This is a genomic window from Streptococcus mitis B6 (assembly GCF_000027165.1).
In the GTDB taxonomy this organism is placed as follows: Bacteria; Bacillota; Bacilli; order Lactobacillales; family Streptococcaceae; genus Streptococcus; species Streptococcus mitis_AR.
Map to the genome: position 1 here is coordinate 358,665 of NC_013853.1, position 26,147 is coordinate 384,811.

Genomic DNA, 26,147 nt, shown 5'->3' on the forward strand with positions numbered 1-26,147 from the left:
TTCTTTTATTTTCTACAAGATAATGGTTGGTCCGTAGAGACTCAACTTAGTCTTGACCTGGTCAAAGTGGAAACGGTCATAGGCCCGCCAAGCGGCGCGAGTAGGAGCGTCTGGATCAAGAGCGCTGAGTCCCATGAGAAGACTGGAAGTCTGGTAGAATTTTTCCAGTTCAATCAAGACTCGATTATCCACTGTCTCAGCCTTGGCTAGAAAACCAAGAATAGAGTCTAATTGCTCCTGAAAGTGGACGTCGTCAGCGGTTGCCTGTTTGCATGCTTGATAGGCTTTGTTTAAGTCCGTAATCAAAGTCTGAGCTCTTTTGATAGGGTCTGTATCTGTCATGAGAATTCCTCCTTTAATCTGGGTGCTAGTTTTGATACTAGCAACTGTGTTTTGATACTGTCAGTTTATCACTTTTATCTCCTTTTTCACCATAAAATCTTTAATTGTCATTGAAATTTCCTGAATGGTACTGTTAAGATTTTATGATAAAATAGTGGTAAGCTCATCATAATGTTGTAGAAAAATAATCCTTTTAGGAGCTTTCAAAGACTGTTTAGGATTTGGTGGGCTTGTGCTAGAACTTTTCTGTTATTCTTTTCTTATACTCAATGAAAATCAAAGAGCAAACTAGGAAGCTAGCCGCAGGCTGTACTTGAGTACGGCAAGGTGAAGCTGACGTGGTTTGAATTTGATTTTCGAAGAGTATTAGGAGGAGAATCCAATGAAACATATGATTATTCAGACACAGAAAACAGTCTATAAAGTAAACGTCGACGATATCTACTATATCCAAGCACATCCAACTAAAGCCCATACCGTACAGATTGTTACAGAAGAGGCTAGTTTTAATATGCTTCAAAATTTAAGTGATCTTGAGAACCAATATGGGGAAAACTTGATGAGGTGTCATCGAAATTGTTTGGTCAATCTTGATAAAGTAAAATCGATTGATTTTCAAGAAAGAATCCTTTTTCTCGGAGAAGAAGGTCAATATGCTGTCAAGTATGCCAGACGTCGCTATAGAGAAATTCGTCAAAAATGGTTGAAAGAAGGAGAGTAAGAAGATGAGAATATTTGTTTTAGAAGATGATTTTTCCCAACAGACTAGGATTGAAACGACGATTGAGAAACTCTTGAAGGAACATCAGATTATTCCTATCTCTTTTGAGGTATTTGGGAAGGCAGACCAACTGCTGGCAGAGGTGCATGAGAAGGGAGCCCATCAGCTATTCTTTTTGGATATTGAGATTCGAAATGAGGAGATGAAAGGCTTAGAAGTGGCTAGAAAGATTCGGGATCGGGATCCTTATGCCCTAATAGTCTTTGTAACAACTCACTCGGAGTTTATGCCCCTGTCCTTTCGCTACCAAGTGTCTGCTTTGGACTACATTGATAAGGCATTGTCGGCAGAGGAGTTTGAATCTCGTATCGAGACAGCCCTCCTCTATGCCAATAGTCAAGATAGTAAGAGTCTGGCGGAAGATTGCTTTTACTTTAAATCAAAATTTGCTCAATTCCAGTATCCTTTTAAAGAGGTCTACTATCTCGAAACATCGCCCAGAGCCCATCGTGTTATTCTCTATACCAAGACAGACAGGCTGGAATTTACAGCGAGTTTAGAGGAGGTTTTCAAGCAGGAACCCCGTCTCTTGCAGTGCCATCGCTCTTTTCTCATCAATCCTGCCAATGTGGTTCGTTTGGATAAGAAAGAAAAACTGCTTTACTTTCCCAATGGTGGAAGCTGTCTGATCGCGCGTTATAAGGTCAGGGAAGTGTCTGAAGCCATCAATAAATTACACTGAGCTAGGAGAGTTTATGAACATTGCTTGGATATTGTTGTATACACTTGTTATTAATGGACTAGAAATTGTCATTTTCTTTAAGGTGGATGGAATTGGTCTCACTTTTGAGAGGATTTTTAAGTCCTTTCTTCTTAAATTTCTCCTAGGGGCTATTTTTGCGACTTTTCAATTTTTAGCTGTGAGTGAATACTTATCATATTTTATGGAACCCTTGTACGGTATAGGCTTGTCTTTCTTATTGTTAAGAGGGCTTCCTAAAAAACTCCTCTTTTTTTATGGTCTCTTTCCAATGATATTGATGAATCTCTTTTATAGAGGGGTCTCCTATTTTGTGCTTCCATTTTTGGGGCAAGGGATTGTAGATGGAGATGGCAATCCTGTCTTTTTGTTGATTATGATATTCGTTTGCTCCCTAGTCTTAGTCTTTTTGAAATGGTTGAACTATGATTTTACTAGTCTGAGAAAGGAGATTCTAGATAAAGGTTTTCAACAGTCTCTGACTACGATTAACTGGATAATGGGGACTTACTTTCTAGTCATGGAAAGTCTGTCTTACTTTGAATATGCATACGATATCCAATCAAAGACTGTTCGCCATCTCATCCTAGTCTTTTACCTCCTATTTTTTATGGGGGCTATCAAGAAATTGGATACCTATTTGAAGGACAAACTCCATGAGAGACTGGACCAAGAGCAGGCCTTGCGCTACAGAGATATGGAACGCTATAGTCGGCATATAGAGGAACTTTACAAGGAAGTACGGAGCTTTCGCCATGACTACACCAACCTCTTAACCAGCTTACGTCTGGGCATTGAAGAGGAGGATATGGAGCAGATAAAAGAGGTCTACGACTCGGTCTTAAAGGATTCTAGTGAAAAATTGCAGGACAATAAATATGACCTTGGACGATTGGTGAATGTTCGGGACCGTGCCCTCAAAAGTCTTCTAGCAGGGAAATTTCTAAAAGCTAAAGATAAGAAGATTATCTTTAATGTCGAAGTTCCTGAGGAGATTCAGGTCGAGGGGATGAGTCTGCTTGATTTTTTAACCATCGTATCTATCCTTTGTGATAATGCCATTGAAGCCAGTGCAGAGGCTAGTCAACCTCATGTTTCAATTGCCTTTTTAAAAAATGGAGAACAGGAGACCTTTATCATTGAAAACTCCATCAAAGAAGAGGGCATCGATATTTCTGAAATCTTCTCCTTTGGAGTTAGTTCTAAAGGGGAGGAGAGAGGAGTTGGTCTCTATACCGTCATGAAGATTGTGGAAAGTCATCCCAATACCAGTCTCAATACCACCTGTCAAAATCAAGTCTTTCGTCAGGTTTTAACAGTTCACTTGATGTCAGTTGATGATTAGAAGATCTGTCGAAAGAAGTACCGCCTGTAGTCATCAATTAAAATGCCATAGTATATGAGGTATCCTATATGAATAAGAAATCCTTTTTTATCATCTGTTCTACGTTGATCATAGCATCGAATCTTCTCATGGTTTCCGTGGTGAACAAGGGAGAAGAAACAGGGAGCAACCTGTTTGTGATTGCTATAGCCTGTGTTTTGCTACCAGCCTTTTTATATGCAGTTGAAAACAGACTTACTTCAATGGTAAGAGTAGAATCAATACTCCTGATTCAGTTAACAGTTATATCCCTACTCCGTCTTATCAACAGAATAGGGAGTACGCCTGAAATCCTCAACATTATCATTACCCTTATCGCTTTGGCAAGTGGGACAGCTGCTATCCTTGTTGCGATTATGAGAATATATGAGAACATACGGAAGTGAGGGTGAGTAGTTTTCTATTTTGGATCTTTACGTTGTCAAGTTCCCCTAGGGCAAGTATGTTTTCCATGCTTGATTTTTAAATTTTTTAACAATTCAAGATGTTTCGATGACCATTTGTGATTTGAGTGATCCAAGGTCAAAATGAGTGCTATACTAGCAGTGTAAAGGTTCTTGCTCAACTAAGATAAAGCACACGTTTAGGAGGAAATTTTATGAAGAAAAAAATACTTGTCATTTTTATCTTGTATCTGATCATGTCCATCTTTCTATATCCGCTTAGGGAGAGTGCTTGGTATCATCTATTTTATACCATAGCCTATATGATTGCGGTTATAATCTATCTTGCTTTAACTAAAAAGAAAGGAGCAAAGAAATGAAAACTTTTCTTGCTAAAAAACGGAACATCTTCCTTGCGATATTGTTCCTAGGTCAGTTGCCCTTGCTTGTCTCTACTTATCTATTTCTATCTCGTCAGTTTTTAAATTTTTCCTTAGTTTTCCAATTTCTTTTAGTGGTTATTAACTTGGCTTCTATTTTGGTCACTGTTTACCTCACTAGAGAAATGAGGATAAGAAAGTTTGAAGATGATGATTTGGTTAGTCCTAGAACCAATCAACTTATGTATATCGGCTTGACAGGTTTTATGTCCATTATTTGTTTGTATAGAGGTGTCACAGCAGGAGAATCTTACCAACAACTAATTGCCTATATTGGCGCTATTCTCTGCTTGATTATCATGCTTCTACTCATTTGGGGCTTGAAGTATTATAAAAAGTAGCTTTCTCTCCTCTTTTATCAGGATATTTGAGTAGAAAGGCTCTATTAAAAAGTTCGTGAAATAAGTGAATGGAGGTATTTAAAATGAAATATAGATTATTTCTTGTTATTTTCTTGAGTAGTATGTTGAATCTTCTTTTAGGGACATTTTTACAAATCTCTAATGTATCAATTGGGTGGATTGTTCTCTACAGTGGATTATTTGAAGCAGGCGTTTTCCTTCTTGCTAATAAAGGGGTGGCGGTAAAAATCAAGGAAGTAGACATTCGAAACCGCTTTAAATTTATTTTTGGAAAAACCTTATGGTTTCAAATTCTTTTACTCATCTTTTTGATAATCAAACTTTATCTTGGTTTGGATGCGAAGCTGATTTTATTCTATGGACATATTTTCATTGTCTTTAATGCCTTAATGTATCTATTATCTAGTAGTGGGGTTAGCCTTAAAAAGAACAAACTGTCTTCTTAATCTTACAGCAGTAGAGCTTGACAAGAGGAGGTTATCATGTATAAACACTTATTTTTCCTAGATTCCAAAACTTTAGACCGGTTGACGCCCTATATTCTGGTCTTGGCTTCTGACACCATTGCCTTTAATGTTTTTGTGCTAACCTTTGTATCTGCGGTGGTCTTTAATTCCCTAAATTCCCTGCTAGCTTTAATGGCTATATTCTTAGGGGCTGGCTATGTGGTTGGATTTTGGTTACTCAAATGGTTTGTTTTGGAAAGGCTAGAACTAAAGAATGACGTGTAGGGAGTCTGTTTGGTGGGGAGGCTAGTTTTATGAGAATTTTTAATAAGTGCCATGCCATGTTTTTGGGGTTCTTAGTATTTGCAATCGTTGGTGCAGCGGGATATTCCGTCAATCAAGGAGATTATTTTCAACACCAGTACACATTCATTGCTGTAAAGACTCTCTTGCTTTTCCTTAGTTTTGGCTATGCGAAATGGTTTGATATGATTTCTTTTGGGATGTTAAGCAAGAAACAACTCTTGCTGTTTATTGGAATCTTTCTTCTCACTGTGCTGGTAAGTATTAGCTATCATGCTTTTTTCTCAGTTGTTTCTGGTGCTTCGGCTCAACACCTTGAGGAAGCTAGTAAAGGACTTTCGCTTTCCTTTATTGTTAGTGCTACAGTTTTGGCACCTATCCAGGAGGAATTCCTGTTTAGAGGGCTTCTTCAAGGTGCAGTTTTTGATAATTCTTGGCTGGGGCTTGTACTGACTTCCTCTCTCTTTTCTTTCATGCATGAACCTTATGATATTCCTTCGTTTTGCTATTATCTTTTCGGGGGCTTGCTGCTGGGCTTTGCTTATAAAAAGAGCCAAAACCTATGGGTTTCTACTCTAGTCCACATGTTTTACAATGCTTGGCCACTCTTATATTATTTATAAAAATCATGAAAGGTAAGCAGAAGACGGTGCTTGCCTTTTTCTTTCTATAATGATACCCAAGCCAATCCAGAGGCTTTTCTTTGAGAATCGGGTGTGGAGCGGTTGACGAATAGGCCAAAAACTAGTAGAATAGTAAGGAAACTTTATACGGAGGAAAGAAATGGATTTGGGTGATAATGAGCTAACACTGACTCCCATACCTGGGAAAAGTGGCAAGGCTTATATGGGTAGCTATCCTGATGGGAAGCGTATCTTTGTAAAAATGAACACCTCTCCAATCCTACCTGGTCTAGCTAGAGAACAAATTGCTCCACAATTATTATGGAGTCGCCGTTTGGCAGATGGGCGTGATATGTGTGCTCAAGAATGGTTGACAGGCAAGATATTGACCCCCTATGATATGAATCGTAAGCAAATCGTCAATATTTTAACCCGTCTGCATCGCTCACGTCCGTTGATGACACAGTTGAGTCGTTTGGGCTATGCCATGGAAACACCTGTTGATTTACTACAGTCTTGGCAGGAAACGGCTCCAGATGCTTTGCGTAAAAATCATTTTATCAGTGAAGTGATGGCTGATTTACGTCAGACTATTCCAGGATTTAGAGAGGACTATGCGACCATTGTCCATGGAGATGTACGACATAGTAATTGGATTGAGACAGATAGTGGCTTGATTTATTTGGTGGATTGGGATTCGGTTCGCTTGACCGACCGCATGTTGGATGTGGCCCATATGCTCTGCCATTATATTCCAGAACATCAGTGGAAGGAATGGTTGACCTACTACGGTTACAAGTATAATCAAACGGTATTAAGTAAATTGTATTGGTATGGTCAATTGTCTTACTTGAGCCAGATTTCCAAGTATTATATGAACCAAGATTTAGAAAATGTCAATCGGGAGATTCATGGCTTGCGTCACTTCCGAGACAAGTATGGAAAGAGAAGATGAGAGTTAGAAATCGTAAAGGGGCGACAGAGTTACTAGAGGCAAATCCCCAGTATGTGGTCCTCAATCCCTTAGAAGCCAAGGGAAAATGGCGGGACTTGTTTGGCAATGACAATCCTATTCATGTGGAAGTTGGAAGTGGAAAGGGTGCCTTTGTTTCAGGTATGGCCAAGCAAAACCCTGACATCAACTATATCGGGATTGATATTCAAAAGTCTGTTTTGAGCTACGCTTTGGACAAGGTGCTTGAAGTTGGAGTGCCTAACATTAAGCTCTTGTGGGTAGATGGTTCTGACTTAACTGACTACTTTGAAGACGGTGAAATTGATCGCTTGTATCTGAATTTTTCAGATCCTTGGCCTAAAAAGCGCCATGAAAAGCGTCGTTTGACCTACAAAACCTTCTTGGATACCTTCAAACGTATCTTGCCTGAAAATGGAGAAATTCATTTCAAGACAGATAACCGTGGCTTGTTTGAGTATAGCCTAGTGAGCTTTTCTCAGTATGGCATGACACTCAATGGTGTCTGGCTAGATTTGCATGCCAGTGATTTTGAAGGCAATGTCATGACAGAATACGAGCAAAAATTCTCCAACAAGGGTCAAGTTATCTACCGAGTTGAGGCAGAATTTTAAGAAATAGCCTAAAATCAGGCTGTATAAGTGCTTTTGCTTTACAGAAGTTGGCAAACGTGCTATACTAAGAGTAAGAATATGAAAAGTGAGGCGGGGAGATATCTTCGCCTCTTGCTTATGAGGAGGTGGACGCAATCGCAACAATCGTAGAATTAGTCAGAGAAGTTGTAGAACCTGTCATTCAATCACCTTTCGAACTCGTGGATATCGAGTATGGAAAGATTGGCAGTGACATGATTCTCAGTATTTTTGTAGATAAACCTGAAGGAATTACCTTGAACGATACGGCAGACTTGACAGAAGTGATCAGTCCTGTCCTAGACACCATCAAGCCAGATCCCTTCCCAGAACAATATTTCCTAGAAATCACCAGTCCAGGCTTGGAACGTCCTTTGAAAACCAAGGATGCCGTCGCTGGAGCGGTTGGGAAATACATCCATGTCGGGCTCTACCAAGCCATCGATAAGCAAAAGGTCTTTGAAGGAACCTTGTTGGCCTTTGAAGAGGACGAGTTGACCATGGAATATATGGACAAGACGCGTAAGAAAACCGTCCAAATTCCATACAGTTTAGTATCAAAAGCACGTTTAGCAGTTAAATTATAGAAAAAGAAAGGATAGCTTTTGAGGATTCAAAAGTGAAGAAAACATGAGTAAAGAAATGCTAGAGGCCTTCCGCATTTTGGAAGAAGACAAGGGAATCAAAAAAGAAGACATCATCGACGCAGTAGTAGAGTCGCTTCGTTCCGCTTATCGCAGACGCTATGGTCAATCAGACAGCGTAGCTATTGACTTCAACGAAAAAACAGGTGACTTTACCGTTTATACTGTTCGTGAAGTGGTTGATGAAGTATTTGATAGCCGTTTGGAAATCAGCTTGAAAGATGCTCTTGCCATTAATTCAGCCTATGAGCTTGGTGATAAAATCAAGTTTGAAGAAGCACCAGCTGAGTTTGGTCGTGTAGCAGCCCAATCTGCCAAACAAACCATCATGGAAAAAATGCGCAAGCAAACACGTGCCATCACTTACAATACTTATAAAGAGCATGAACAAGAAATCATGTCTGGTACAGTAGAACGCTTTGACAATCGCTTCATTTATGTAAACCTTGGTAGCATTGAAGCCCAATTGTCAAAACAAGACCAAATTCCTGGAGAAGTTTTTGCTTCTCATGACCGTATCGAAGTTTATGTCTACAAGGTTGAAGACAACCCTCGCGGTGTCAACGTCTTTGTTAGCCGTAGCCATCCAGAAATGATCAAACGTTTGATGGAGCAAGAAATCCCAGAAGTTTATGATGGAACTGTTGAAATCATGAGCGTGGCTCGTGAAGCTGGTGACCGTACTAAGGTTGCCGTTCGTAGCCACAATCCAAACGTGGATGCTATCGGTACAATCGTTGGACGTGGTGGTGCTAATATCAAGAAGATTACTAGCAAATTCCACCCAGCTCGCTACGATGCTAAGAGCGACCGTATGGTGCCAATCGAAGAAAATATCGATGTTATCGAGTGGGTAGCAGATCCAGCTGAATTTATCTACAATGCCATTGCTCCTGCTGAAGTTGACCAAGTTATCTTTGATGAAAACGACAGCAAACGTGCCTTGGTGGTTGTTCCAGATAACAAGCTTTCTCTTGCCATCGGTCGTCGTGGACAAAACGTTCGCTTAGCGGCTCACTTGACTGGTTACCGTATCGATATCAAGTCTGCTAGCGAATTTGAAGCCATGGAAGAAGCTGGTTCGGTAGATTTGGGATCAGAAAACGATACTATCGAAGAATAAAAGCTGCTAGAGGAGGGAAAGATGAAAACGAGAAAAATCCCTTTGCGCAAGTCTGTTGTGTCTAACGAAGTGATTGATAAGCGTGATTTGCTCCGCATTGTCAAAAACAAAGAAGGGCAAGTCTTTATCGATCCGACAGGCAAGGCCAATGGCCGCGGCGCTTATATCAAACTAGACAATGCAGAAGCCCTAGAGGCGAAAAAGAAGAAGGTCTTTAACCGTAGCTTTAGCATGGAAGTGGAAGAAAGCTTTTATGACGAGTTGATCGCTTATGTGGATCACAAAGTGAAAAGAAGAGAGTTAGGACTTGAATAAGCAAAAGATAAGCAATCTCTTGGGACTGGCTCAGCGAGCAGGGCGGATTATATCGGGTGAAGAATTGGTGGTCAAGGCCATTCAAGACGGCAAGGCCAAGTTGGTCTTTCTAGCCCATGATGCTGGACCCAATCTGAGCAAGAAGATTCAAGATAAAAGTCATTATTATCAAGTAGAAATTGTAACCGTGTTTTCAACACTGGAATTAAGCATAGCAGTCGGAAAATCGAGAAAGGTTTTGGCTGTAACAGATGCTGGATTTACAAAGAAAATGAGGTCTCTTATGGAATAGAAGAGGAGGACATGATTTGTCTAAGAAAAGATTGTACGAAATCGCAAAAGAACTTGGAAAAGAAAGTAAAGAAGTTGTAGCGCGTGCAAAAGAGTTGGGTTTGGATGTGAAAAGCCACTCATCAAGTGTGGAAGAAGCTGTCGCTGCAAAAATCGCTGCCAGCTTTAAGACTGCAGCTGCTCCGAAAGCAGAAGCAAAACCTGCAGCACCAAAAGCAAGTGCAGAAAAGAAAGCCGAAAAATCTGAACCAGCTAAACCAGCTGTAGCTAAGGAAGAGGCAAAACCTGCTGAGCCAGTTGCTCCGAAGGCAGAAAAAGTAGCAGCTAAACCGCAAAGCCGTAATTTTAAGGCTGAGCGTGAAGCCCGTGCCAAAGAGCAGGCAGAACGACGCAAGCAAAATAAGGGCAATAACCGTGACCAACAACAAAACGGAAACCGTCAGAAAAACGACGGCCGCAATGGTGGAAAACAAGGTCAAGGCAACCGCGACAATCGCCGTTTTAATGACCAAGCTAAGAAACAGCAAGGTCAGCAAAATCGTGGCAATGAGCGCCGTCAGCAAGAGGACAAACGTCCAAATCAAGCGGCTCCACGTATTGACTTTAAAGCCCGTGCAGCAGCCCTAAAAGCAGAGCAAAATGCAGAATATGCCCGTTCAAGTGAGGAACGTTTCAAGCAGACTCAGGCTGCCAAAGAAGCCTTAGCCCAAGCTAATAAACGCAAGGAGCCAGAGGAAATCTTTGAAGAAGTGGCTAAGTTAGCTGAACAAGCGCAACAAGAACAGCAAGTTCAAGCAGTGGTTGAACCAGCTCCTGTAGCTAAAGAAGCGCCAGTGGATACACGTCGTAAAAAACAAGCTCGACCAGACAAAGAACGTGATGATTATGATCACGAAGAAGATGGTCCTAGAAAACAACCAAAGAATCGAAGTAGTCAAAATCAAGTGAGAAATCAAAAGAATAGTAACTGGAATAACAACAAAAAGAACAAAAAAGGAAATAACAAGAACAACCGCAATCAGACTCCAAAACCTGTTACAGAACGTAAATTCCATGAATTGCCAACAGAATTTGAATATACAGATGGTATGACCGTTGCGGAAATCGCAAAACGTATCAAACGTGAACCAGCTGAAATCGTTAAGAAACTCTTTATGATGGGTGTCATGGCCACACAAAACCAATCCTTGGATGGTGAAACCATTGAACTCCTAATGGTGGATTACGGTATCGAAGCCAAACAAAAGGTTGAAGTGGATAATGCCGATATCGAACGTTTCTTTGTCGAAGATGGTTATCTCAATGAAGATGAATTGGTTGAGCGTCCACCAGTTGTGACGATCATGGGACACGTTGACCATGGTAAAACAACACTCCTAGATACCCTTCGTAACTCTCGTGTTGCGACAGGTGAAGCAGGTGGTATTACTCAGCATATCGGTGCCTACCAAATCGTGGAAAATGGCAAGAAGATTACCTTCCTTGATACACCGGGACACGCGGCCTTTACATCTATGCGTGCTCGTGGTGCTTCTGTTACCGATATTACTATCTTGGTCGTAGCGGCAGATGACGGGGTTATGCCTCAGACTATCGAAGCCATTAACCACTCAAAAGCGGCCAACGTTCCAATCATCGTAGCCATCAACAAGATTGATAAACCAGGTGCTAACCCAGAACGCGTTATTGGTGAATTGGCAGAGCATGGTGTTATGTCAACCGCTTGGGGTGGAGATTCTGAATTTGTTGAAATCTCAGCTAAATTCAACCAAAATATCGAAGAATTGTTAGAAACAGTCCTTCTTGTGGCTGAAATTCAAGAACTCAAGGCAGACCCAACAGTGCGTGCTATTGGTACAGTTATCGAAGCGCGCTTGGATAAAGGAAAAGGTGCGGTCGCAACCCTTCTTGTTCAACAAGGTACCTTGAATGTTCAAGACCCTATCGTTGTCGGAAATACCTTCGGTCGTGTCCGTGCTATGACTAATGACCTTGGTCGTCGTGTTAAGGTTGCAGGCCCATCAACCCCAGTCTCAATCACAGGTTTGAACGAAGCGCCGATGGCGGGTGACCACTTTGCCGTTTACGAAGATGAAAAATCTGCGCGTGCAGCAGGTGAAGAGCGTGCCAAACGTGCCCTCATGAAACAACGTCAAGCTACCCAACGTGTCAGCCTTGAAAACCTCTTTGATACGCTTAAAGCTGGTGAACTCAAGTCAGTTAACGTTATCATCAAGGCCGATGTACAAGGTTCTGTTGAAGCCCTTTCTGCCTCACTTCAAAAGATTGATGTGGAAGGTGTTAAAGTTACCATCGTCCACTCAGCGGTCGGTGCTATCAACGAATCAGACGTGACCCTTGCGGAAGCTTCAAATGCCTTTATCGTTGGTTTCAACGTACGCCCTACACCACAAGCTCGTCAACAAGCAGAAGCTGACGATGTGGAAATCCGTCTCCACAGCATTATCTACAAGGTTATCGAAGAGATGGAAGAAGCCATGAAAGGGATGCTTGACCCAGAATTCGAAGAAAAAGTTATCGGTGAAGCAGTTATCCGTGAAACCTTCAAGGTGTCTAAAGTGGGAACCATCGGTGGATTCATGGTTATCAACGGTAAGGTTACCCGTGACTCTAAAGTCCGTGTTATCCGTGACGGTGTCGTTATCTATGACGGCGAACTCGCAAGCTTGAAACACTACAAAGACGACGTTAAGGAAGTTACAAACGGCCGTGAAGGTGGTTTGATGATTGATGGCTACAATGATATCAAGACTGATGATGTGATTGAGGCGTATGTCATGGAAGAAATCAAACGATAAGATTTTTTGCTCCTTTCTTAGGTGGTGAGGGACGCAAGCAAACCGATGGTTTCATTGCTTATTTTTGAGCCTAGGGTCTCAAAAATCCTCTGTGATGGGACTGATAAATCAGTTCCATCACTTTCACCACGGCGAAAGAAGCGGATGAGTTCAAATTGCACTTCGTTTCAATTTGAACTGAAAATCAATAAATTTAAAAATAGCTAGGTCTGCTGGCCTAGCTTTTGGTTCAAAGTAGAGAAAGGAATATCATGGCAAATCATTTCCGTACGGATCGTGTGGGCATGGAAATCAAGCGCGAAGTCAATGAGATTTTGCAAAAGAAAGTCCGTGATCCGCGTGTCCAAGGCGTGACCATCACAGATGTTCAGATGATAGGTGACTTGTCTGTTGCCAAGGTTTACTACACCATTTTGAGTAACCTTGCTTCAGATAATCAAAAAGCTCAAATCGGGCTTGAAAAAGCGACTGGTACCATCAAACGTGAACTTGGTCGCAATTTGAAATTGTACAAAATCCCAGATTTGACCTTCGTCAAAGACGAGTCCATCGAGTATGGAAACAAGATTGATGAAATGCTACGCAATCTGGATAAAAACTAAGAAGGAGGGGGAACCCTCTTTTTTGGTGGAGAAATGGCTACAAAACATACTGGGGAATCTTTCTAGACTTAAAAATTATTAAAAAGCTTTATAAAATTTAGCTTGTATGATATTATAGGAAATGAAAAGAGTAAGATAAAACGATTTTTCAGCAATAGGCAACAAGGCTGGTACCGTTAATATTTTGAAAGTGTAGTTAAACGAGGGAAGATAATATGGGCCTTATAAAAACTCTTGCTAAAATCTATGGAAATTATTTTTTGACCGTGCAAGGTGTAAAAGTAATGAAAACGATAAAGAAAGATGAACATGCCGTTGTCGGTTTTGGGAAACTCTTTATTGCAGACAAGTTAATGGATACGGCTCGATGGCTCATCAAGCCAGAGGATGAAAAATGAAATTTTTCTGGGGACTTCTTGCCATTATTTTTATAAAACCGATTATTGGAATTATGAAATTCTTTTGGATGATCATCTCTTTTGCAGTCCAATTGTTGTTTTACAAGCTATTATTTAAAATATTGGATTGGCTCTTTAAACTTATCTAGATGGTAATCCAAGTCGCAGAGAACTAGCCGGAACTCTACTGCTAGTTTTTTAATTTCTTTCCATATGGTATAATATAAGCAGTAAAATCATTTTAGAACATACAATGGAGGTCGTCATGGACAATATCATCGATGTGTCAATTCCTGTTGCAGAAGTGGTGGATAAGCATCCAGAAGTCTTGGAAATCCTAGTGGAGCTGGGTTTTAAACCTCTAGCAAATCCCTTGATGCGCAATACCGTCGGACGCAAAGTATCACTCAAACAGGGTTCTAAGCTGGAAGGAACTCCTATGGACAAGATTGTCCGCACACTGGAAGCGAATGGCTACGAAGTGATTGGATTAGACTAATGGTAGATGAACGAATTCATATCCTACGGGATATTTTGTTAGAATTGCATAATGGTGCTTCTCCTGAGTCGGTTCAGGAGCGCTTTGATGCGACCTTTACAGGTGTTTCAGCCATCGAGATTTCCCTCATGGAGCACGAGTTGATGAACTCGGACTCAGGTGTTACCTTTGAAGATGTCATGGAACTTTGCGATGTCCATGCCAATCTTTTTAAAAATGCTGTTAAGGGTGTCGAAGTTGCAGATACCGAGCACCCTGGTCACCCAGTTCGGATTTTCAAAGAAGAAAATCTAGCTCTCCGTGCAGCTTTAATTCGCATTCGTAGATTGTTGGATACCTATGAATCTATGGAAGATGAAGAAATGCTTGCGGAGATGCGTAAGGGTTTGGTGCGTCAGATGGGACTTGTGGGGCAATTTGACATCCATTACCAACGTAAAGAAGAACTCTTCTTTCCTATCATGGAGCGCTATGGACACGATTCACCCCCAAAAGTGATGTGGGGAGTGGATGATCAGATCAGGGAACTCTTTCAAACAGCTCTAATGACAGCCAAGTCACTACCAGAAGTGCCGATTAGTACTGTAAAAGAAGCTTTTGAAGCCTTTGCGACAGAGTTTGAAAGTATGATTTTCAAGGAAGAGTCCATCCTCCTTATGATTCTCCTTGAGTCCTTCACTCAGGATGATTGGCTTCAGATTGCAGAGGAGAGCGATGCCTATGGCTATGCCATCATCCGTCCTTCTGAGAAATGGGTGCCAGAACGTCAAAGTTTTGTTGAGGAAAAGAGTGCAGAGGAGCCTGTACAGCTAGATACGGCAGAGGGTCAAGTTCAACAAGTTATCGATACGCCAGAAGGACAGTTTACCATTACCTTTACCCCTAAGGAAAAGGAAGCAGTGCTAGACCGCCATAGTCAACAGGCTTTTGGTAATGGCTATCTCTCAGTCGAGCAGGCTAATCTGATCCTCAATCACCTCCCTATGGAGATTACCTTTGTCAATAAAGACGATATTTTCCAATATTACAATGATAATACGCCAGCTGATGAGATGATTTTCAAACGGACACCGTCCCAAGTCGGGCGCAATGTTGAACTTTGCCATCCGCCTAAGTATTTGGACAAGGTCAAGACCATCATGAAGGGCCTTCGTGAGGGAAGCAAAGACAAGTATGAAATGTGGTTCAAGTCTGAGTCGCGAGGTAAGTTTGTCCACATCACCTACGCTGCAGTGCACGATGAAAACGGAGAATTCCAAGGTGTGCTGGAATACGTTCAGGATATTCAGCCCTACCGTGAGATTGATAGGGACTATTTCCGTGGATTAGAATAAGGAGAAAAAATGAGTTACGAACAAGAATTTATGAAGGAATTTGAAGCTTGGGTCAATACCCAAATCATGATTAACGACATGGCGCACAAGGAAAGCCAAAAAGTCTACGAAGAAGACCAAGACGAGCGTGCCAAAGATGCCATGATTCGCTACGAAAGCCGTTTGGATGCCTATCAGTTCTTACTTGGTAAGTTTGAAAACTTCAAGGCAGGTAAGGGATTCCATGATTTGCCAGAAGGCTTGTTTGGTGAGCGAAATTATTAAACGAGATAGATTCTTGATTTTTTACTAAAATCTTGATAGAATATTTATATTAAATCCTTGTCAGAGCAGGGGTTTTTTATTGAAAGGATTTTATCATGTCAAAGAAACTCAATCGTAAAAAACAATTACGAAATAGCCTCCGTCGTGCAGGTGCTTTTTCAAGTACTGTGACTAAGGTTGTAGAAGAGACAAAAAAAGTCGTAAAACGTGCTGAGCAGTCAGCGAGCCAAGCTGGTAAGGCTGTTTCTAAAAAAGTTGAACAAGCAGTGGAAGCTACCAAAGAACAAGCTCAAAAAGTAGCCAATTCTGTAGAAGATTTTGCAGCAAACTTGGGTGGACTTCCACTTGATCGTGCCAAAACTTTCTATGATGAAGGCATCAAGTCTGCTTCAGATTTCAAAAACTGGACTGAAAAAGAACTCCTTGCCTTGAAAGGAATCGGCCCAGCTACCATCAAGAAATTGAAGGAAAATGGCATCAAGTTCAAGTAATCTTTCTTGTGCCTTGCATTTCCATCAAAATCTTGCTACAATAGAGCCATTAGAGGTGTTTTGAATCCCACATTTTACAGAAAGTGGCAGTGCTGAGAAGTCCACAAATGTGTCAAAACTGGTTGCTAATGGATGAAAAAATGAAATAAAAGTGTCTTTTTGTTTTAAAGACGAGAGTTGCGGGCAACTGCCCGAAATTGGGTGGTACCGCGGATAAATACATTCGTCCCTGTCATGTAGATGGCAGGGCTTTTCTTTTGCGTCTTAGTAAAAGGAGGTTGTTATGAAGCAATCTTTTAACACAAGTAAGCTCTACTATGGTTTTCCTATCTTCATCTTGGACTATCAGGACCAGAACTTTGGGTACAATATCACGACCTGCAGTTCCTCTTATAGTCTAGGAGATTGGATTGTGATTGGAATCGTTGCGAAAGAGAATGCCGCAGAGCAGATTAAGCATTATCAAAAATTTACTGTGAATATCCCTGATGAAAATCTCATGCTCGAGATGGAGCAGGCTGGTTTTATCAGTCATCAGGAGAAATTGGAACGTTTGGGAGTGCATTATGAAATTTCTGAACGAACTCAGGCACCAATTTTAGAGGATTGTCCAGTAGTTTTGGATTGTCAGGTAGATCGGATTATCGAGGAAGATGGAATCTGCCATATCTTTGCTAAGATTCTTGAGCGACTGGTTGATCCAGAACTCTTGGACGATAAAGGCCATTTTGAAAATGACTGCTTTGCCCCAACTTACTTTATGGGCGACGGCCATCAGCGTGTTTACCGTTATCTAGATGACCGAGTTGACCCCATGGGAAGCTTTATCAAGAAAGCGAGAAAAAAAGATGACAAGAGCTGAACTACCCGAACGAATCGAGACGGAGCGTCTCGTTTTACGAGTCCGTACAGTGGCGGATGCTGAGGATGTCTATGCCTACGCTAGTTTGCCGGAGGTTGCCTATCCAGCAGCATTTCCACCCGTCAAGACCTTGGAAGATGAGATTTATTATTTGGAGCATATCCTTCCTGAACGCAATCAAAAGGAAAATCTCCCAGCGGGTTATGGAATTGTCGTCAAAGGAACCGAAACCGTCATCGGCTCTGTTGATTTCAACCATCGTCACGAAGACGATGTGTTGGAACTCGGCTACACCTTGCACCCAGACTATTGGGGGCTAGGATATGTACCAGAAGCAGCGCGAACTTTGATTGACCTAGGTTTTAAAGATTTAGGCCTTCACAAGATTGAATTGGTCTGCTTTGGCTACAATGTCCAAAGTCAACGAGTCGCAGAGAAGCTTGGATTCACCCTCGAAGCCCGCATAAGGGACAGAAAGGATGTTAAGGGAAACCGCTGTGACAGTCTGATATATGGCTTGCTGAAGAGTGAGTGGGAGGTGATTTGATGCATCTTTTCATCATTGGTGCTCCAGCCTCAGGAAAAATGACGATTGGTCAAGAACTATCTCGACTGACGGATTCTACCCTCTTTTATAACCATCAAGCCATCGATTTTGCACTAGAAATCTATCAGGATTATACAGAGGAGATGTGGGAGTTTGTTCGTGGAATGACCTTTTCTTTCCTTGGAGCAAGTGCAAGAAATCAGCGATCAGTGATTTTAACAGACGTGATTGATTTTTCAAATCAGTACCAGCTGATATATTTGAAGCAAATTCAGGATTTGTTGAATGACTATCATCAAGAGATTCTTTTTGTGGAATTGGAAACAAGTCTTGAAGAGCGTTTACGTCGAAATCGAACGGAGAATCGATTAAAGCACAAACCCTTAAAAAGACATATTGAGGTATCTGAAAGAGAAATTTTAGATACCGCTGAAACACTTCAATTAAATTCCCATCATCAACCGAATGAGTTGCACCACTACCTTAAAATAAATAATACGAATCTGTCTGCAGAAGAAGTTGCTAAGCAGATTCAAGATGAAATGAATACAATAGAGAAAGGACAAACATATGTCTAAAGAACTTTCACCTAAATACAATCCAGCCGAGGTTGAGGCTGGTCGTTACCAAAAATGGCTTGATGCTGATGTTTTCAAACCTTCAGGCGATCAAAAAGCCAATCCTTATTCAATCGTGATTCCACCACCAAATGTAACTGGTAAGCTTCACCTTGGTCACGCTTGGGATACGACTTTGCAGGATATCATTATCCGTCAAAAACGCATGCAAGGTTTTGATACGCTCTGGCTTCCTGGTATGGACCATGCGGGGATTGCGACTCAGGCTAAGGTTGAGGAGCGCTTGCGTGGTGAGGGCATTAGCCGTTATGACCTCGGTCGTGAAAAATTCCTCGATAAGGTCTGGGAATGGAAAGACGAGTATGCGACGACCATCAAGGAACAATGGGGCAAGATGGGGCTCTCTGTAGACTATTCTCGTGAGCGTTTCACTCTTGACGAAGGTTTGTCAAAAGCGGTTCGCAAGGTCTTTGTGGACCTTTACAAGAAAGGCTGGATCTACCGTGGTGAATTTATCATCAACTGGGACCCAGCAGCCCGTACAGCCCTTTCTGATATCGAAGTGATTCACAAAGACGTCGAAGGTGCCTTCTACCACATGAACTACATGCTGGAAGACGGCTCACGCGCCCTTGAAGTGGCGACAACTCGTCCTGAGACCATGTTTGGGGACGTTGCCGTTGCGGTCAATCCAGAAGATCCACGCTACAAGGACTTGATCGGTAAAAACGTCATCCTTCCAATCGCTAATAAACTCATCCCAATCGTTGGGGATGAGCATGCTGATCCTGAGTTTGGTACAGGTGTCGTGAAAATCACACCTGCCCACGATCCAAACGACTTCTTGGTTGGACAACGTCACAACTTACCACAAGTAAACGTCATGAACGACGACGGAACCATGAACGATTTGGCCTTTGAATTTGCAGGTATGGACCGTTTTGAAGCTCGTAAGGCAGTCGTTGCTAAGTTGGAAGAAATCGGCGCCCTCGTTAAAATCGAGAAACGTGTCCACAGTGTTGGTCACTCAGAGCGTACAGGTGTTGTGGTTGAGCCACGCTTGTCTACACAATGGTTCGTGAAGATGGACCAATTAGCCAAGAATGCTATTGCCAACCAAGACACAGAGGACAAGGTAGAATTCTACCCACCTCGTTTCAACGATACCTTCCTTCAATGGATGGAAAATGTTCACGACTGGGTAATCTCTCGTCAGCTCTGGTGGGGGCACCAAATCCCTGCTTGGTACAATGCAGAAGGTGAAATGTACGTCGGTGAAGAAGCTCCAGAAGGTGACGGATGGACTCAGGACGAAGACGTCTTGGATACGTGGTTCAGTTCTGCCCTCTGGCCATTCTCAACCATGGGCTGGCCTGATGTCGACTCAGCAGACTTCAAACGTTACTTCCCAACATCAACTCTGGTAACAGGTTATGACATCATCTTCTTCTGGGTGTCTCGTATGATCTTCCAATCTTTGGAATTCACTGGTCGTCAGCCATTCCAAAACGTGCTTATTCACGGTCTCATTCGTGACGAGCAAGGACGCAAGATGTCTAAATCTCTTGGTAACGGGATTGACCCAATGGATGTTATCGAGAAATATGGTGCCGATGCCCTTCGCTGGTTCCTTTCAAACGGTTCTGCACCAGGTCAAGACGTGCGCTTCTCTTACGAGAAAATGGATGCTTCATGGAACTTCATTAACAAGATTTGGAACATCTCTCGCTACATCCTCATGAACAATGAAGGCTTGACTCTTGAGCAAGCAACGGCTAATGTCGAAAGAGTTGTTAACAAGGAAGCTGGAAATGTTACAGACCGCTGGATTCTCCACAACCTCAATGAAACAATCGGAAAAGCAACTGCCAACTTTGACAAGTTTGAGTTTGGTGTCGCTGGACACATCCTCTACAACTTCATCTGGGATGAGTTTGCGGACTGGTACGTTGAGTTGACCAAGGAAGTCCTTTATAGCGATAATGAAGAAGAGAAAGTCATCACACGTTCTGTTCTCCTTTATACTTTGGACAAGATCCTTCGTCTGCTTCACCCAATCATGCCATTCGTGACAGAGGAAATCTTTGGACAAATCTCAGAAGGCTCTATTGTTACAGCAGAATACCCAACTGTCAACCCAGCATTTGAAGACCTTGCGGCTCACACTGGTGTCGAAAGTCTCAAAGACTTGATCCGCGCTGTTCGTAACGCGCGTGCAGAAGTAAACGTAGCACCAAGCAAGCCAATCACCATCCTTGTCAAGACAAGCGATAGCGACTTGGAAGCCTTCTTTAACAGCAATGTCAACTACATCAAACGCTTTACAAATCCAGAACACTTGGAAATCGCATCAACCATCCCTGCGCCTGAACTGGCTATGTCAAGCGTTATCACAGGAGCAGAAATCTACTTGCCACTGGCAGACCTCCTCAACGTCGAAGAAGAACTGGCTCGTCTCGACAAGGAACTCGCTAAATGGCAAAAAGAACTGGACATGGTCGGTAAGAAGCTCTCTAACGAACGCTTCGTAGCCAATGCCAAACCAGAAGTCGTCCAAAAAGAACGCGACAAACAAGCCGACTACCAAGCCAAATACGACGCGACAGTAGCACGTATTGATGAGATGAAGAAGTTGGTGAAATAAACACAGAAACACGGTGATGAGCCGTGTTTTTTGGTATAATGGAAACTGAGAATATTTTTTGAAAAGGGTAAGAAATGATAGAAGTTGTAGATTTATTTTCTGGTGCTGGAGGATTGACTTTTGGCTTTCAGAATACAATTAAAAATAATAAATTTGTTTCCCGAAATGACTTTAACATTAGATTTGCAAATGAATTCAATCATGACGCAGCAGAAGCTTTCAGACAAAATTATCCTGGAGTTACTATGATTGAGGAAGATATTGCTAATATAGATGAACATTTTTTAAAATCCAAAGGAATCAGTTCAAAAAGAGTTGATTTAGTTATTGGTGGCCCACCTTGTCAGTCCTTTAGTACGGTTGGCAAGAGACAGTATGATAAGAGAGCAAAAATGTATCGTGAATATAGAAGGATACTTTCATTTATCCAACCTAAAATGTTTGTATTTGAAAATGTTTATGGTTTGCTAACCATGAAAAACGAGCAAAATGGACCAATTATTCGAAATGTAAAAGAAAGTTTTAAAGATTTATCTAGCTTTGGAAATGTTCATGGATATAACGTTTATACAGAATTACTTAATGCTAAGGATTACGGTGTTCCACAAAATAGAGAACGCGTCTTTTTAATTGGTGTAAGAAATGATTTAAATATTGAGTTTGAATGGAGTTTTCCAGAAAAGTGTACTTCTGAAAATCCCTTCAATTTAAGAGATGCTATTGGAGATTTACCTAGTTTAGGAAATAATGACAGAGCGGACCAATATGTGGAAGATCCGCAAACAGATTATCAAATTTTAATGAGAGGTAATCAAGATCAATTATTTAATCATGTAAGTCGTAATCATGGACAAAGATTGCAGAAAATTATGGCTGCACTTAAGGAAGGACAAGGTAAGAATGATATAAATAGAATGGTAGAAGATGGATTGTTAGATAGAGTACTTTATTTAACCTCAGGATATAGTAATACTTACGGTAGATTGTGGTGGGATAGACCTTCAACGACCATAACAAATAATTTATCAACTCCATCCTCCTTACGGTGCATTCATCCTAGTCAAAATAGAGCTTTGACTGCAAGGGAAGGTGCAAGAATACAGTCTTTTCCAGATAATTATAAGTTTGTCGGAGGTCTACAAGCAATTAATACCCAGATTGGTAATGCTGTTCCTCCAATTTTAAGTATTCATTTAGCTAATAGAATAAAAGATTTCTTTGAAGAAAATAATTTGTAAAAAGGAATTAATATGTCAGAAAAAAATACAATCCAATTCAATTTTTCATACTATGCTTTAAATTTACTTGGTAAACAAATGTACACTAATAGATGGAGTGCTATTTCTGAACTTGTAGCAAATGGGTTAGATGCCGGCGCAACAAATGTAAAATTATATATTAATTCTATTAATAAGAAAAAATCTATTTTGGAGATAATAGATAATGGAAGTGGCATGTCTTATAATGACTTGGTTACAAAATATGCATTAATAGGTAGGAATAAGCGCTTGTCTGAAAATGAATTGTCAGATAAAATTAAAGGACGCAAGGGGATAGGTAAACTAGCTACGTTATTTCTATCTAAAAAGTACTATATTGTTTCAAAAAAAGCTGGTGTCACAACTGCATGGATGTTAGATTCAACTGATAAAAATGATAATGATGTTCCAGAATTAATAAGAGTAGATGCTTCAGAAGTTGGAATTGAAAATAGAGAATTATGGGAACAATATGATACAGGAACTCTTGTTAAATTAGTGGATGTAAATATGTCAGGGTTTGCTGAGACAAAATTCGAATCTTTAAAACTTCGCTTGGCCGATTACTATCTTTTAGATAATATTAATGCAGGGATAGAAGTGGCCTATATTACAGATTCTCGGCAAAGAGCAACATTTGAAAAAGTAGAGAAAAAAATAGCGTTCAAAAACTTTTTTGCCTTTTTTGAAAATGATTTAGAAAATAATTTATCCAGTAGGTTATCGAAAAGTGTATTAATTCCAAATAGCAAATATCAAGAGTTCAGGAGCAAACGAAGGGATGTTGTCAAATTTTCAAAAGAAGATTTTAAAAATATAGAAGGTAGAGAAAGGTTCATAACTACTTCTGGAGAATCTAAGCTTTTTTCCTATGAACTAAAAGGTTGGATCGGTATTCATTCAACAATAAATATAAATGAAGCTAGACAAAATGATCCAAATTTTGTTAAAAATGATGTTCATAAACCTAATAGGTTGAAATTATATGTTCGTGATAAGTTAGCGGTGGAAAACTTTCTTGAGTATTTAGATAATAGTCAAGCAATGAGAGTCTATTTAGAAGGAGAAATATCCTTCGATATCTTGGATAATGATGAACTTGAAGATATCTCAACATCCTCTCGTGAAGGATTTTCAAGAGAAGATGAGCGAGTTAAGCTACTAATTAATATTTTGAAACCAATTATTAGTAAATTGATTAGTGAAAGAAATAAAATTGCTACGCAAATTAGCGCTGAAGATCATATGGAGGATGAAAGAAGGCTTGAAATAGAGAGGGAAGAAAGAAGAAAGGAAAGAGAGGCTCGACGACAGGAAGAAAGAGAAAAAAGAATAGCTGAACAAAAGGCTGAGATATTGGAACAAAAAAATGAACATTTGATAGAAACAAATGCTCAATTAGAAACGCAAAATACTCTTCAAAAAGTGATGCTGCAAGAAAAAGATCCGGAGAAACAGGAATTATTTGTTCATGAATTAAATACAATTAGCGATAACTTAGTTTATACCATTAGTGATCTAGCTGAAGATTTTCAAAAAACTAAGGAATATGATAGGGTCAGTGAATATATTATTGATTTTAAAAGAAGTGCGGATCGTCTTAGCACTATAAAAAGACAGTTTTTGAAATTAGGTACATACGATTTAATAGGTAAGCAACTAATTGATATTAAGTCATATTTAAAGGGCTATCTTAAGGTTAGTCCGCATAAAAAAAGGATTATTGATGATATAGGTGTTGGAGAATTTGGAAAAGAAATAGATGTTTTTGAGTTTGCAATTTTAGTAGACAATTTAATTTCAAATGCTATTGATAACGGTGCAACTTTTATAAAGTGTTCTTTTTTAGATAATGAAAATAAATTAGTTATTAGCTCAGACACAGCACCAATCAAGATAGCACCTATTGAAAAAATATTTGACCTAGGAGTCAGTTCAAAAAATTTTGGGACAGGTGTCGGATTATACTTGGTTAAAGAAATTTGTGACGAGTATAATTGGAAAATAGATGTATCGCAAGACACAACAAATGTAAATTTTGAAATAAAAATGGAGTAAGCGAAATTGAGAAATGAAGTGAGAGTGATTTGGTTGGAAGATTCTATAAGTGGTATAAATAAGAGGCCTCATCAAACAAGATTTGAAGCAGTAAAAGAACATATAGAATCTAAAGGATATCAACCTAATATCACAGTTGTTACTGATATTAAAGAAGCAAAACGCTTATTGACGATAAGAGGTGGAGAAGAACGATATGACTTTTTTATTTCTGACTTTGATTTAGGGGGAGGAACAGATGCTGAAAAGGGATTAGACTATTTAGTTGAGGTGAGAAAATCAAAAAATTATAAGCGTTTTTTTGTATTATATTCTCGAAATGAGTATTCTACAATCTCTCAAAAAGTTGTTGAAAAATTACAAGATGAGAAGAATATTAATCTATTTACTAATTTTTCATTTATATCTGTTGCGACAGATGATAAGTATACGATTGAACATGTTAAGCAGAAATTTAAGGATTCTATAGATATTGGATTAGCAAGATGGGACGAATTAAATGCTATTCGAGGAATGTATATGTGTGAGCACGCTGAGTTAGAGGATAAGCTAAAAAGTAAACAATTCTATGACGATTATAGTGGGAATATAAAAAGCTATTGTGTTAAGTTTTCTATAGCTAAAGAGATAGAGGTAGAATGGGATAGGCAAAGAAAAATTCGAAATGCTCTAGCCCATGTAAGAGAGGCTTTTGATCATACAAGAAATTGTTTCTATATCGTATCCAATGAAGATCCTAGGATACAAATATATGAAAATGATTTAGATAGGCATAGACGTGATTTAAGAGATTTGAGAGACAAATTGAATCTTTAGAAAGTAGCTTACTACACAACAACCCCTCTAGGTTCGAACCGCTCTGAGAAGTACAAGATTGTAGCTTTCTTCTCAAGTGTTAGGGGAATTGAGTTGGTTTTTGAACAGACCAATGAGTTCAGAGTGGTGTATGCCAATGAATTTGATAAGTATGTGCGCAAGATTTATTCGTTTAATCAAACCATTCGTCCAACGGACATTTCTGATGAGTGCATGGAATCTTGAATATAACTCTTTCATTATTTCTCTTCATAGAACCTATTGTGAGGACTTTTATAATTTTCGCCAATTCCATACCCATTTCACTATTTACCGATGACACAGAAAAACAATTGAAAGGATATTTCTATGCAACCAACTTACAACATTGATAATCCAAACTTGTCTTATGAAGCTAAATGTGATTTATGGCGGATAGGTTTTGGTCTGCAGAAAGTTGACAATCTAGTGCCATCAGAGTATATGGAATCTTTGGCTGAGAAACAGTCCCGGGGAGAACTGACTTATGAGCAGGTTTATGAGGATGCAACGGCTTATCATCATACCATTGATGCAAGTACGGAGGAGGCAGACTTGGTTTCTCTACGTATTGTAGAACTATTGTCTCGAAGAGGCTTTAGCTTCAGTCCTGCGACCTTACTTGCTATTCATAAGGAGTTGTTTCAAGATATATTTGAAACCTCTATTCCGGTGGGGCAATTTCGTCAGACTAATATCACAAAGAATGAACCTGTTTTGAATGGTGAAAGTGTTGTGTACTCTGATTACTCCATGATTCAAATGACCTTGGATTATGATTTTAATCAGGAAAAACAAGTTGCATATGCGACACTAACCCAGGCGGATATGGTTAAAAAAATCCAGCATTTTATTTCAGGAATCTGGCAGATTCATCCATTTCGCGAAGGAAACACTCGGACGGTAACGGTCTTTTTGATTCAGTATCTTCGTGAGTTTGGTTTTGATATTGATAATACACCATTTCAGCAATATGCCAAGTATTTTCGTGATGCCTTGGTATTAGATAATGCAAAGATTTTACAGCGACGTCCTGAGTTTTTAACAGCTTTTTTTGAAAATCTCTTGCTCGGTGGTCAAAATGATCTGTCATCAGAAAAGATGTATCTAGAACTCGATCTTTAAAAATCCTCATACTGAGTAAACATTGAATTTTAAGAAAAAATGAAGTAAATATTCTCACAAGAAAACGTATATCATCAAAGTTTTAGGTCGC

31 protein-coding genes are annotated in these 26,147 nt (G+C 40.1%); 30 read left to right on the forward strand and 1 reads right to left on the reverse strand.

The genetic code is table 11. From position 1 onward, the window contains the following. Nucleotides 1-12: 12 nt before the first annotated feature. Entirely contained in the window at nt 13-342 is a 330-nt protein-coding gene (locus tag SMI_RS01890; RefSeq protein WP_000132581.1) for a hypothetical protein, read from the reverse strand. Between the two features lie 382 nt (nt 343-724). On the opposite strand from SMI_RS01890, the gene SMI_RS01895 reads away from it, so the two are divergent. The 30 genes from SMI_RS01895 (at nt 725) to SMI_RS02040 (ending at nt 26,056) form a co-directional block, all read left to right on the forward strand. Beyond that, nucleotides 725-1,063: a LytTR family DNA-binding domain-containing protein gene (locus tag SMI_RS01895; RefSeq protein WP_000682130.1), complete on the forward strand. Its 339-nt coding sequence runs from the start codon at nt 725-727 to the stop codon at nt 1,061-1,063. A gap of 4 nt (nt 1,064-1,067) precedes the next feature. After that, nucleotides 1,068-1,805 (forward strand): response regulator transcription factor, encoded by a 738-nt coding sequence (locus SMI_RS01900; protein WP_001219152.1) that lies wholly within the window; start codon nt 1,068-1,070, stop codon nt 1,803-1,805. Nucleotides 1,806-1,818: 13 nt separating this feature from the next. After that, the gene (locus tag SMI_RS01905; protein WP_001017633.1) at nt 1,819-3,168 is read left to right on the forward strand and encodes a sensor histidine kinase; all 1,350 of its coding nucleotides are present in this window, start codon (nt 1,819-1,821) and stop codon (nt 3,166-3,168) included. A gap of 68 nt (nt 3,169-3,236) precedes the next feature. Beyond that, complete coding sequence (locus SMI_RS01910; protein ID WP_001036313.1) at nt 3,237-3,593, forward strand: hypothetical protein; 357 nt, start codon at nt 3,237-3,239, stop codon at nt 3,591-3,593. A gap of 373 nt (nt 3,594-3,966) precedes the next feature. Next, nucleotides 3,967-4,371, forward strand: a complete 405-nt coding sequence (locus SMI_RS01915) for a hypothetical protein (protein WP_000846938.1) — start codon at nt 3,967-3,969, stop codon at nt 4,369-4,371. 83 nt (nt 4,372-4,454) lie between these two features. Further along, nucleotides 4,455-4,838 carry a hypothetical protein gene (locus tag SMI_RS01920; RefSeq protein WP_000877392.1) on the forward strand — a complete coding sequence of 128 codons (384 nt, stop codon included), beginning with the start codon at nt 4,455-4,457 and terminating at the stop codon, nt 4,836-4,838. Nucleotides 4,839-4,874: 36 nt separating this feature from the next. Continuing rightward, nucleotides 4,875-5,123 (forward strand): immunity protein BlpZ, encoded by a 249-nt coding sequence (blpZ, locus tag SMI_RS01925; RefSeq protein ID WP_000276503.1) that lies wholly within the window; start codon nt 4,875-4,877, stop codon nt 5,121-5,123. A 29-nt stretch (nt 5,124-5,152) separates the two neighbouring features. Then, a complete protein-coding gene (locus tag SMI_RS01930) occupies nt 5,153-5,764 on the forward strand; it encodes a CPBP family intramembrane glutamic endopeptidase (protein ID WP_001218006.1) in 612 nt (203 codons plus the stop codon). A gap of 160 nt (nt 5,765-5,924) precedes the next feature. Continuing rightward, complete coding sequence (gene ccrZ / locus SMI_RS01935) at nt 5,925-6,719, forward strand: cell cycle regulator CcrZ (RefSeq protein ID WP_000363007.1); 795 nt, start codon at nt 5,925-5,927, stop codon at nt 6,717-6,719. Then, nucleotides 6,716-7,351, forward strand: a complete 636-nt coding sequence (gene trmB / locus SMI_RS01940; protein WP_001266098.1) for a tRNA (guanosine(46)-N7)-methyltransferase TrmB — start codon at nt 6,716-6,718, stop codon at nt 7,349-7,351. Before ccrZ ends, trmB begins: the two co-directional genes overlap by 4 nt. A gap of 125 nt (nt 7,352-7,476) precedes the next feature. Beyond that, nucleotides 7,477-7,956, forward strand: a complete 480-nt coding sequence (gene rimP, locus SMI_RS01945) for a ribosome maturation factor RimP (RefSeq protein ID WP_012972449.1) — start codon at nt 7,477-7,479, stop codon at nt 7,954-7,956. Between the two features lie 43 nt (nt 7,957-7,999). After that, complete coding sequence (gene nusA, locus SMI_RS01950; protein WP_000032286.1) at nt 8,000-9,136, forward strand: transcription termination factor NusA; 1,137 nt, start codon at nt 8,000-8,002, stop codon at nt 9,134-9,136. A gap of 21 nt (nt 9,137-9,157) precedes the next feature. Then, on the forward strand, nt 9,158-9,451 hold the full coding sequence (gene rnpM, locus SMI_RS01955) for an RNase P modulator RnpM (protein WP_000857562.1): 294 nt from the start codon (nt 9,158-9,160) through the stop codon (nt 9,449-9,451). After that, on the forward strand, nt 9,444-9,743 hold the full coding sequence (locus SMI_RS01960) for a YlxQ-related RNA-binding protein (protein WP_001041387.1): 300 nt from the start codon (nt 9,444-9,446) through the stop codon (nt 9,741-9,743). The genes rnpM and SMI_RS01960 overlap by 8 nt, the downstream gene beginning before the upstream one ends. A 16-nt stretch (nt 9,744-9,759) precedes the next feature. Further along, nucleotides 9,760-12,561: a translation initiation factor IF-2 gene (gene infB, locus SMI_RS01965; protein ID WP_000039230.1), complete on the forward strand. Its 2,802-nt coding sequence runs from the start codon at nt 9,760-9,762 to the stop codon at nt 12,559-12,561. Between the two features lie 251 nt (nt 12,562-12,812). Further along, nucleotides 12,813-13,163: a 30S ribosome-binding factor RbfA gene (gene rbfA / locus SMI_RS01970; protein WP_001273595.1), complete on the forward strand. Its 351-nt coding sequence runs from the start codon at nt 12,813-12,815 to the stop codon at nt 13,161-13,163. 215 nt (nt 13,164-13,378) lie between these two features. After that, nucleotides 13,379-13,561: a hypothetical protein gene (locus SMI_RS01975; RefSeq protein WP_000522941.1), complete on the forward strand. Its 183-nt coding sequence runs from the start codon at nt 13,379-13,381 to the stop codon at nt 13,559-13,561. Nucleotides 13,562-13,826: 265 nt separating this feature from the next. Continuing rightward, on the forward strand, nt 13,827-14,060 hold the full coding sequence (locus tag SMI_RS01980; RefSeq protein ID WP_000368739.1) for a DUF1858 domain-containing protein: 234 nt from the start codon (nt 13,827-13,829) through the stop codon (nt 14,058-14,060). Further along, nucleotides 14,060-15,394, forward strand: a complete 1,335-nt coding sequence (locus SMI_RS01985) for a DUF438 domain-containing protein (RefSeq protein ID WP_000227369.1) — start codon at nt 14,060-14,062, stop codon at nt 15,392-15,394. Before SMI_RS01980 ends, SMI_RS01985 begins: the two co-directional genes overlap by 1 nt. Nucleotides 15,395-15,403: 9 nt before the next feature. Next, nucleotides 15,404-15,658 carry a DUF1912 family protein gene (locus tag SMI_RS01990; protein WP_000119707.1) on the forward strand — a complete coding sequence of 85 codons (255 nt, stop codon included), beginning with the start codon at nt 15,404-15,406 and terminating at the stop codon, nt 15,656-15,658. 95 nt (nt 15,659-15,753) lie between these two features. Further along, nucleotides 15,754-16,149: a helix-hairpin-helix domain-containing protein gene (locus SMI_RS01995; RefSeq protein WP_000038635.1), complete on the forward strand. Its 396-nt coding sequence runs from the start codon at nt 15,754-15,756 to the stop codon at nt 16,147-16,149. A 283-nt stretch (nt 16,150-16,432) separates the two neighbouring features. After that, the gene (locus SMI_RS02000) at nt 16,433-17,011 is read left to right on the forward strand and encodes a flavin reductase family protein (protein WP_000813807.1); all 579 of its coding nucleotides are present in this window, start codon (nt 16,433-16,435) and stop codon (nt 17,009-17,011) included. Continuing rightward, entirely contained in the window at nt 16,998-17,558 is a 561-nt protein-coding gene (locus SMI_RS02005; RefSeq protein WP_000196170.1) for a GNAT family N-acetyltransferase, read from the forward strand. The genes SMI_RS02000 and SMI_RS02005 overlap by 14 nt, the downstream gene beginning before the upstream one ends. Further along, nucleotides 17,558-18,136: an AAA family ATPase gene (locus SMI_RS02010; RefSeq protein ID WP_000550037.1), complete on the forward strand. Its 579-nt coding sequence runs from the start codon at nt 17,558-17,560 to the stop codon at nt 18,134-18,136. Before SMI_RS02005 ends, SMI_RS02010 begins: the two co-directional genes overlap by 1 nt. Continuing rightward, nucleotides 18,129-20,780, forward strand: a complete 2,652-nt coding sequence (locus SMI_RS02015; protein WP_000032177.1) for a valine--tRNA ligase — start codon at nt 18,129-18,131, stop codon at nt 20,778-20,780. Before SMI_RS02010 ends, SMI_RS02015 begins: the two co-directional genes overlap by 8 nt. Before the next feature lie 74 nt (nt 20,781-20,854). After that, nucleotides 20,855-22,018 (forward strand): DNA cytosine methyltransferase, encoded by a 1,164-nt coding sequence (locus SMI_RS02020; RefSeq protein ID WP_000573847.1) that lies wholly within the window; start codon nt 20,855-20,857, stop codon nt 22,016-22,018. A gap of 12 nt (nt 22,019-22,030) precedes the next feature. After that, nucleotides 22,031-24,097, forward strand: a complete 2,067-nt coding sequence (locus SMI_RS02025; protein WP_001291423.1) for an ATP-binding protein — start codon at nt 22,031-22,033, stop codon at nt 24,095-24,097. 6 nt (nt 24,098-24,103) lie between these two features. Then, nucleotides 24,104-24,913: a hypothetical protein gene (locus SMI_RS02030; RefSeq protein WP_001243417.1), complete on the forward strand. Its 810-nt coding sequence runs from the start codon at nt 24,104-24,106 to the stop codon at nt 24,911-24,913. Nucleotides 24,914-24,970: 57 nt separating this feature from the next. Next, nucleotides 24,971-25,138 (forward strand): DNA cytosine methyltransferase, encoded by a 168-nt coding sequence (locus SMI_RS02035; RefSeq protein ID WP_164925541.1) that lies wholly within the window; start codon nt 24,971-24,973, stop codon nt 25,136-25,138. Nucleotides 25,139-25,261: 123 nt separating this feature from the next. Next, nucleotides 25,262-26,056 carry a Fic/DOC family protein gene (locus SMI_RS02040; protein WP_001183260.1) on the forward strand — a complete coding sequence of 265 codons (795 nt, stop codon included), beginning with the start codon at nt 25,262-25,264 and terminating at the stop codon, nt 26,054-26,056. Nucleotides 26,057-26,147: the final 91 nt, after the last annotated feature.